Source organism: Brevibacterium sp. ZH18, from assembly GCF_022748595.1.
In the GTDB taxonomy this organism is placed as follows: Bacteria; Actinomycetota; Actinomycetes; order Actinomycetales; family Brevibacteriaceae; genus Brevibacterium.
In genome coordinates this window covers 22,285-30,909 of sequence record NZ_JALDSX010000044.1, presented here as the reverse complement: position 1 = coordinate 30,909, position 8,625 = coordinate 22,285, and the positions used below count along the sequence as shown (strand labels likewise).

Genomic DNA, 8,625 nt, shown 5'->3' with positions numbered 1-8,625 from the left:
GGTCTCAGCGGCCCTGCTGTGTGTTCTGTGCTCCCTGCTCTGTGCTGTGTCTTAGCTCTTCTGCGCGGCTCTCTCCACGTGTGAACGGGCATGCTCGATGGCCGAGGGCAGATCGTCGAACAGATGCTTGTGGTGCCGCAGAGCGCCCAGCACCCCGACGTGGCGGAACAGTTCCACGTGGCTGTCCTTGACCCCTTTGATGAGCGCGGTGATGCCGCGGCGTTCGAAGGCGCGGACCACCTCGGAGAGGATACGGGCGCCCGAGGCGTCGACGAGTTCGAGCTGGGACATGCGCAGAATGACCACGACCAGACCGTCGAGCTTCATGACTTCGTCGAAGACCCGATCCGAAGAGGCGAAGAACAGCGGGCCGTCGAAGCGCACGATCGCGATCTTTCCGTCTCCGGGTCGCTCGTCGTCCGGGGCGGCGACCGGCTCGACCGTGACGCCCGTGGCGCGAGAGAGGTTGCGGAGCGCGAAGACCGCGGCGACGACCATGCCGATTCCCACGGCCACGATGAGGTCGAAGGAGATGGTGATGAGCGCGGTGACGATGAAGCCCGCCGCGTCGGAGCGCGTCGAGCGCAGGATTGCCCGAACCGTCGCCGGGTGGACCATCCGCACAGCGGTGACGAACAGGACTCCGCCGAGCGCCGCCAGCGGGATCCGCCCCACCGGCGCGGCGGCAACGAGGACGATAGCAAGCAGAACGAGCGCGTGGACGATGGCCGACAGGCGCGTGCGACCGCCGGAGCGGATGTTGACCGAGGTCCGGGCGATCGCGCCGGTGGCGGGCATGCCGCCGAACAGCGACGACCCGATCGAGGCGATGCCCTGGCCGACGAGTTCCCGGTCCGGGTGGTAGGCGCCCGAATCCGACATCGACGAGGCCACTCGAGCCGAGAGCAGTGATTCGATCGCTGCGAGTGCGGCGATCGTTCCCGCAGCGGGCAGCAGCCCGCCGAGTGCAGAGAGGTCGATCGACGGCAGTGCCGGCAGCGGCAGCGACTGCGGGATCTCACCGATCGTGGCCAGGGGGTTGGGCACGATCGCGGCGAGGATCGTGACGATGACGATGCCCACGAGGGAACCCGGGATCGCCGCGTGGATCTTCGGTGCGATGACCATGCAGATGACGACGATGGCGACCGCGGACAGTGAGTAGGGCAGGTACGACCAGTCCGCCTCGGCGATGAGCTGCCCGGCGGCGACGAACGCGTTCGTGCTGTGCTCGCCGGGATGCGAGCCCTGCGGTGTGGTGACGAAGGGAACCTGCTGGAGGAAGATGATCGCGGCGATTCCCAGGGTGAACCCCTCGATGACCGGCCACGGGATGAACGACACGGCACGGCCCAGGCGGAGGACACCGGCCGTGACGACGATGATGCCGGCGATGAGCGTGACCGCCACGACGGCACCGGCGCCCTGGCTGGCGACGATCGGGATGAGCACGACGGCCATCGCGCCGGTCGGTCCGGAGATCTGCACGTGGGAGCCGCCGAAGATCGCGGCGAGGATGCCTGCGACGATCGCCGTGATCAGACCCTGCTCCGCGGTCAGGCCCGAGCTGACCCCGAAGCCGAGCGCGAGCGGCAGGGCAACGATGCCGACGGTGACTCCCGCCAGGAGGTCCTTCGCCCAGGTCCGGGGCGTGGCGCGGTAGTCGGCAGGTGTGGGCAGGAGTGAGCGGCCATGGCGGACAAGGCCGCCCCAGATCGCTGAGGCAGAGCTTGCGGACGTCATGACAGCGGGCTTTCAGACACGGTCGTCCGGGACTCCTGCGACGAGGTTCGGGACTCCTGCGACGAGGTCCGGGGGATCTGCGGCAGGGTGCGGGCGTCCGCCAGCCGTCCCTCATCCTCTTCGAGCATGGTCAGCAGCAGGGCTCGGGCGACAGCGAGAAGCTCGGCGGTGCGGCGGTCGGCCAGCCGGTAGTAGACGTGGCTGGCCCGTCGTTCGGACAGGACGAGTCGATGTCTGCGCAGGACCGCGAGATGCTGAGACAGATGCGAGGCCTCGAGGTCGGTCTCCGACTGCAGTTCGGCGACGCTGACCTCGTCGGCTCCGGCGAGCAGTTCGAGGATCCGGATCCGGTAGGGATGTGCCAGGCCTTTGAAGAGGTTGGCCTTGACTTCGTAGAGCGGGCGCTGAAGATGACTTAATGACATGATGGAATCATCATTTCACACCGACGCCGATGGCGCGAACCGATCGGTTCGGATGTCAGTTCAGAAGAGGCGGGAGCGGCAGCCTGGCGATCGGCTCAGCTCAGTGCGAGAAGTCGGCCGATACCTCGGCGGCAATGGTCTTGGCCTCATCGGAGGTGGGTCCCTCTGCGGAGAACACGGCCCTCCGGTAGTACTTGAGCTCCATGATCGAGTCGAGGATGTCGCCAAGAGCTCGGTGACCGCCGTGCTTCTCGGGGGACTGGAAGTAGGCCCGCGGGAACCACTGCTTGCTCAGTTCTTTGATCGAGGAGACGTCGATGATCCGGTAGTGGAGGTAGTCGACGAGCTCGGGCATCTGCTTCGTGAGGAACACCTTGTCGGTGCCCACGGAGTTGCCGCCCAAGGGTGCCTTGCCGGCCTCGGGGACGTGCTTCTTGATGTAGTCAAGCACCTGGGTCTGGGCGTCGGCGATCGTCGTGCCGCCGTCGAGTTCGGTGATCAGGCCCGAGGTCGTGTGCATCTTCGTGACGAAGTCATTCATGTTCTCCAGCGCTGCCGCCGAGGGCTTGATGACGATGTCGATGCCCTCGTCGAGCGGTTTGAGGTCGAAGTCGGTGATGACGGCCGCCACTTCGACGAGTTCGTCCTTCACCTCATCGAGGCCGGTCATCTCACAGTCGATCCACACAATTTTGTCGTTACTCACCAGACCAGCTTAGGCCAGATCGACGGCTCCTGTCTGTGGGCGCCGACACACGCTGAGTGCACGCACAAAACCAAAGGGAACGCTGTGACCTAAACTTGGACTGTCCCGTGTCCGAACTCGGGACGACATGAAGTCTGTTTTGAGGGGAAGGGTTCGTACGTGCGCTACACACTTGCTGTGATTCTCATGGTGGTGGGTGTCGTTGTCGGAGGCCTCGGGATCCTGCAGAAGACCCTGTGGGCGCCGGATGACACGATCACCGCCACCGCACAGATCGATGCAGACACACCGGCCGTCGTCGTCGACCCCGGCATGCTCAACCTCTACGACACCCCAGCGACCCTCAACGTCAAGGGCTCCGGCGATCTCACCATTGCTCAGGCGCCGATCGAGAACGTCAATGCCTGGGCCGGCAACTCGCAGATCGCCCGGGTGACCGGACTGGCTCCCGACGGTGGGCTGACCGTGAAGTCGAAGGAGGGCAAGGCGGAGACGCCCAACCCTGCAGGTGCCGACCTCTGGAACTCCGAAGTCACGGGCACCGACAGCGTCAGCCTCGACTGGACGGACGATGCGAATCGGACCGGCTTCCTCATTGCCGGCAGCGGCAAGGCCGGTGACGTCAAGACAGTCACGATCTCCTGGCCGAATCATGCGGAGACGCCATGGGCGATTCCGCTGATGGTCATCGGCGGAGCAATCTTCGTCGGAGGCCTCGTCCTCCTCTTCCTCGGACGCAACAGCGCGAAGAAGGAAGCCAACCGACACAAGGCCCGCCAGGAACGACGTCGCAAACTCGCCGAATACGGCACTGCCTTCGCGATCGTTCCCGTCCTGGCGCTCAGCGCCTGCGGATCGGACGAACTGCCCACCCCGAAACCCTCGGAAGCGCCGAGCTCCCCGGCGGCGGGAGTGAACGAGGACCAGGCCAAACGGATCCTCGACTCCGTGGCCGAGGACCTCAAAGCGGCAGACAAGGGCACCGACAAGAAGAAGCTCGAAGAGCGGGCCACCGGGCCTGCGCTCAAGCAGCGCGAAGACCTCTACACAGTGAAGAAGAAGGTCAAGGACCAGAAGCTGCCGCCGGCCGTTGCCAACGAGAAGATCGTCGTCAACTACACCGCCGCGACCGACACCTGGCCGCGCATGACCAGCCTCATCACCTCGGCAGGCAACGACACCCAGCTGCTCGTTCTGACCCAGGACGCGCCGCGCGACGACTACAAACTGTGGTCGCAGACCCAGCTGGTCCCGGGCACGAAGCTGCCGGAGATCCCCGATGCCCGGCAGGGCTCGAAGCTGCTCGAACCCACCGCCAAGGGCTTCGTCTCGACCCCGCAGAAGGTCGTCGAGGACTACGCCAAGGCGCTGGGGGAGGGCGAGGGCTCGAAGCCGGCGAAGGGTTTCGAATCCGATAGCTTCTCGTCGCTGGTCTGGAAGAACCAGAAGGAACAGAAGAAGAGCGCCGAGGCCGGAAAGGCCAAGGTCGACTACAAGTACACCCCGGGCAAGGAGATCGTCGCGCAGGGCACTGCCGGCGATGCCGCCGTGGTCACCGGAGTCATCGAGGCCGAAGCCACGATCAGTCCGGAGTCGGTCGACGGCCGCACCGGAACGCTGTCGCTCTCATCGCCGCAGAAGGAGCTGACCGGATCGGACAGCACGCAGAAGTCCGTGACGACTAAGACGCACCAGGTGCTGACGTTCCTGGTGCCCAAGGACGGCAAGGTGCGGCTCATCGGCGGCCTGGAGACGCTCAGCGACGCGAAGCTGAAATAGTCGCACGGTGATCGGTGTTGATAGGTTCTAAGCTGAAGCCGGAGCCGAAGCATAACCTCGCGCAATAAAGGAGACCACGTGTCATTGGATCCCTCGCAGGACAATCCGCAGCAGAATCAGAACCAGGGGCTCGACCTGTCGGCTGTGCGCAGCAAGAACATGCCACACGGTGCCGGCAGCAGCGGTGGGCAGGCTTCTGCCGCTGGAGCGCAGGACCCGAACGCGGTTCAGGTGCCCGCGTTGGTCTTCACTGTCGACGAGGCATCGTTTAACGACGTCGTCGCGATGTCCGATCGTGTCCCCGTCGTCATCGACCTGTGGGCCGAATGGAGCGAACCCGGCAAGCAGCTCTCACCGATCATCGAGCGCGTCGTCGAATCGTTCGGTGGTCGCCTGGTCCTGGCCAAGGTCGATGTCGACGCGAACCCGCGTCTGCAGCAGGCCTTCGGTGTGGAGTCGATCCCCAACGTCATCGCCATCGTCAAGGGCCAGCCCGTTCCGCTGTTCCAGAGCGCGCTGCCCGAGGATCAGGTCAAGGCGTACTTCGACGAGCTCCTCAAGCTCGCGTCGCAGAACGGCGTGACCGGTCATGCCGTCGTCGCCGGCGCAGAGCCTGAACCTGCAGGCCCGGCCCATCCGGAGGCGGAAGCGGCTCTCAACCAGGGCGACTTCGACACCGCAGAGTCCCTCTTCAAAGCGGCTCTGGCGGCGTCACCGGCGGATGAGGAGGCCAAGTTCGGCCTCGCCCGATCCGGTCTCGGCCGACGACTCATCGACGCCGATCCGCAGCAGCTCATCGCAGCGGCCGATGCGAACCCGAAGGACGTCGAAGCAGCCAAGCGGGCGGCCGACGCGGAAGTCGTCGGAGGCAACCCGAGCGGCGCATTCAGCCGTCTGATCTCGCTGATCCGGGTGAGCGCCGGAGATGAGAAGGAATCGCTGCGTCTGCGCGTCCTCGAACTCTTCGACGTCCTCGGCGCCGACGACCCGGCTGTGACCAAAGCCCGCACCGCACTGATGAGGGCATTGTTCTGATCCAGCGAACCCGCCTCATCACAGCCATTCTGCTCGCGGCCGCAGCCGTGGCCGTGGCAGTCCTGGTGATCTCCGCACTCTCCGTCGTCGGAACCGACGAGGAGACGGAGACCAAAGCCTTCAGCGTCAAGGACGGCTCCTACGCGGTTGTGCTCGACGAAGCGATCGTGCCGTATGCAGGCACGAGCGTCACCGTTGAGGCCAAGAACTCGCAGGGCACCGATCTGTTCCTCGGCACCGCGAACGGCGTCGATGCCGACAGCTTCCTCGACGGAGTGGCGCAGGAGCAGATCAGCGACGTCCAGTTCCCCAACGAAGTCGATCACCGAGCCATCCCCGGAGACCCGGCACCCGCTGCGGACATCACGAGCAGGGACTGGTGGACGAGCCAGGACACCGGCCAGAGCGTCGCGAAGACGTTCGACCTCGACGCCGACCCGCAGGTCCTCGTCATCGCTCCGGCGAATGCCGACGAGAATCTCGACGGCACGACCGTGACACTGAAGATGCGTGTGGCAGGAGTCTTCGCGCTGAGCCTGATCGGCATCGCGCTGGGCATCATCCTGGCCGGACTGGCCGCGTTCTTCTTCCTCCGCTGGTTCAACTCCCGCATCCGGCCCCAGAAGAAGACCGGACTCCCGGGCGGCGAGAGCACGCTCACGGACGAGGCGACTGCGAATCGAGGCACGTCGATGGCCGGAACACGACGCACCCGGCCCCGGCCGGCTGCAGACGATGACCGCGGCAGGGCTGACGAACCCCCTGAGCACTCGAGTCCCGAACCTGCAGGTGCCGGTGCCGAGCCGAGTTCCGAAACCGCCGGTCCGGACGCTCGCCCGAACCCCGAACCTGCAGACACGAACAGCGGCAGCCAGGCACCGCCTCGGCGCCGGGATCTGCGTAGAAAAGGGTCGCTGCGCATCGCCACGGCGATCACCTTGGGCTCAGGGCTGGCGCTGAGCGGTTGCAGCGCTCTGCCGGTGGCACAGCCGGACTCCCCGAACATCACCCCCTACGAGCGGACCGCGGTGCGTCCGGGCGAGGCGGGGACGTTCATGACGAACTACACCGAGTCGCTCGACAAGATCCTCGACAACGGGGGCACCGACCTCGAGTCCATTCAGGGTGAGCCCATCATCGATCGGACGCGCGCGCAGATCCAGATCGCGGAGAAGGCCAAGCAGCATCTGCGGGCCCCGAACTTCACCGAGGTCGTTGCCGGCGGTCCGAGCTTCGAGAAGTATCCGATGTGGTTCTACGCCTTCGGCACCACCGAGTCCGACGGCAAGAAGCTCACCCAGGTTCAGCTGGTGACGAGGGAATCGGCATCGACCCAGCCGATCGTGCGCACCGCTTCCTACATTCCGGCGGATCAGATGCCGACGCTCCTGGCCGACGGCAGCGGTGCTGTGAAGACCGGACCGAAGGCGTTCAACGATACTTTGCCGAAGGGCGCCGAGGCTGTCTCGTCTTACCTTGTCGACGGCAAAGCCGATGGCAGTGACTTCACCGGCCTCAACGAAGGCGGGTTCAAGGACTTCCGGGATTACCTGGACGGTCTGCGCGACAAGGACTCCGGCTTCGACAAGGTCGATGTCGAGTGCAAGCCCTACACGGACTTCGACTTCGGCTCGATGACGCTGAGCACGGAGCATGGTGCGATCGGTCTGGGCGAGGCGCGCTGCACCCTGACGATCAAGGTGCCTGACGACTACTCAGTCGATCTGGGCGACACGATCGAAGCAGTGAAGACCAACGACAAGAAGGGCAACACGGTCAAGGTCGAGACCTCTCATCCCTACGTGCTGATGAAGATCGGCGACAAGATGAGCGTGGTCGCCACCGACTGGAACGTCCTGTCCTCACGGATCGAGTGACGCTGACAGCCTGATTGGGCTGGGCTGGGCTGGACCGGGCTGAACTGGGTCGGGCTGGACTGACCTGGGCTAGGCCGGGCTGAGCGGCGGGTGCCCTGCCCTGCGATCAGGGACGCTCAGGCGGTGCGGATGCGGCGGCCGACGAGGGCGAGCCACCACAGGCCGACCAGCGGCAGGATGAGCGGAATGAATCCGTAGCCGATGCCGAAGGACGACCACACGGACGGGTTCGCGAAGTCCTCTGGATGCGTAAAGCTGAGGATTCCGACGACGATCACGCCGACGAACTCGACGACGCATGAGGCGATGGCGATCCGGTGCGAGGTGCGGTTGCCGATGACCAGGCAGATTGTGGCGACGATGTAGACGACGGCGGCGAACGCGGACAGCGAATAGGCGACCGGAGCGACGTCGAACTCGCGGATGAGCTGGTAGCCGGCGCGAGCCGTGGCAGAGAGAGCGAAGATCCCGTAGACCGCGGTCAGAGCGCGTCCGGGGCCGGTGTGCATCGCCGAGTACGGCGAGCGGGCACGTCGTTCCTGCCGCGCCGAGGCGACTGCTCGCCTGCGATCGTCAGCAGCAGTGGTGCGGCCTGCGGCGTCGACACCGTTGGTGCCGTTGCCCTTGCGATTCTTCAGTGCCAAATCTGGTCCAATCTCTCAATCATCACGAGCACCGTCAGCCCTGCAGCGGCAAGGACCCCCGGCCCCCACCTGCTCAGCTCCGCGAACGCCCAGAATCCGGCCAAGGCGACCACGAGAATCGCGGTGATGACATAGCCGAAGTACAGGAGCGGGTCGACGTCGTGCGTCGAGCTGAAGGTGACGATCGAGAGCACCAGCTGCACGATGAGCAGCAGCAGGAGCAGCGCGGATGCCCCGAGAAGAGCTTTGCCCGCGGGTCGATTGCGAATGGTCTCGACGATCGACCAGACGGTCAGCACGACGGTGACGGCACAGAGCATGATGGTGTAGACGGTGAACACCCGGCCCAGTTTAGTCGCCAGCCTGTCCGTCCGTGTGCACAGGCTTCAGTGACTGCGGGCGGATCCGGTGAGATG

At 65.3% G+C, this 8,625-nt stretch carries 8 protein-coding genes; 3 read left to right on the top strand and 5 right to left on the bottom strand.

The window, feature by feature from the left end:
* Positions 1-51 precede the first annotated feature (51 nt).
* The 3 genes from MPN20_RS13835 to orn form a co-directional block, all read right to left on the bottom strand.
* A complete protein-coding gene (locus MPN20_RS13835) occupies positions 52-1,743 on the bottom strand; it encodes a SulP family inorganic anion transporter (RefSeq protein WP_242783055.1) in 1,692 nt (563 codons plus the stop codon).
* Positions 1,740-2,168, bottom strand: a complete 429-nt coding sequence (locus MPN20_RS13830; protein ID WP_242783053.1) for a metalloregulator ArsR/SmtB family transcription factor — start codon at positions 2,166-2,168, stop codon at positions 1,740-1,742. Before MPN20_RS13830 ends, MPN20_RS13835 begins: the two co-directional genes overlap by 4 nt.
* 100 nt (positions 2,169-2,268) lie before the next feature.
* Entirely contained in the window at positions 2,269-2,874 is a 606-nt protein-coding gene (gene orn / locus MPN20_RS13825; protein ID WP_347566832.1) for an oligoribonuclease, read from the bottom strand.
* Positions 2,875-3,033: 159 nt separating this feature from the next.
* Between orn and MPN20_RS13820 the strand changes: the two genes are divergently transcribed.
* From MPN20_RS13820 to MPN20_RS13810, 3 genes are all read left to right on the top strand, one after another.
* The gene (locus tag MPN20_RS13820) at positions 3,034-4,653 is read left to right on the top strand and encodes a hypothetical protein (RefSeq protein WP_242783052.1); all 1,620 of its coding nucleotides are present in this window, start codon (positions 3,034-3,036) and stop codon (positions 4,651-4,653) included.
* A gap of 78 nt (positions 4,654-4,731) precedes the next feature.
* Positions 4,732-5,688, top strand: coding sequence for a tetratricopeptide repeat protein (locus MPN20_RS13815; protein WP_242783051.1), 957 nt, complete (start codon positions 4,732-4,734; stop codon positions 5,686-5,688).
* Positions 5,689-5,735: 47 nt separating this feature from the next.
* Positions 5,736-7,565: a hypothetical protein gene (locus MPN20_RS13810; RefSeq protein WP_242783050.1), complete on the top strand. Its 1,830-nt coding sequence runs from the start codon at positions 5,736-5,738 to the stop codon at positions 7,563-7,565.
* Positions 7,566-7,681: 116 nt separating this feature from the next.
* On the opposite strand, the gene MPN20_RS13805 is transcribed toward MPN20_RS13810, so the two are convergent.
* Together MPN20_RS13805 and MPN20_RS13800 are read right to left on the bottom strand one after the other, a co-directional pair.
* Positions 7,682-8,074, bottom strand: coding sequence for a hypothetical protein (locus MPN20_RS13805; protein WP_242783057.1), 393 nt, complete (start codon positions 8,072-8,074; stop codon positions 7,682-7,684).
* A gap of 125 nt (positions 8,075-8,199) precedes the next feature.
* Positions 8,200-8,550, bottom strand: a complete 351-nt coding sequence (locus tag MPN20_RS13800) for a hypothetical protein (protein WP_242783049.1) — start codon at positions 8,548-8,550, stop codon at positions 8,200-8,202.
* Positions 8,551-8,625 lie beyond the last annotated feature (75 nt).

What these genes read in the sequence shown, in the direction of transcription:
- MPN20_RS13830 (WP_242783053.1), bottom strand. Translation starts at nt 2,168, where the DNA reads ATGTCATTAAGTCATCTTCAGCGCCCGCTCTACGAAGTCAAGGCCAAC.
- MPN20_RS13805 (WP_242783057.1), bottom strand. Translation starts at nt 8,074, where the DNA reads ATGCACACCGGCCCCGGACGCGCTCTGACCGCGGTCTACGGGATCTTC.
- MPN20_RS13835 (WP_242783055.1), bottom strand. Translation starts at nt 1,743, where the DNA reads ATGACGTCCGCAAGCTCTGCCTCAGCGATCTGGGGCGGCCTTGTCCGC.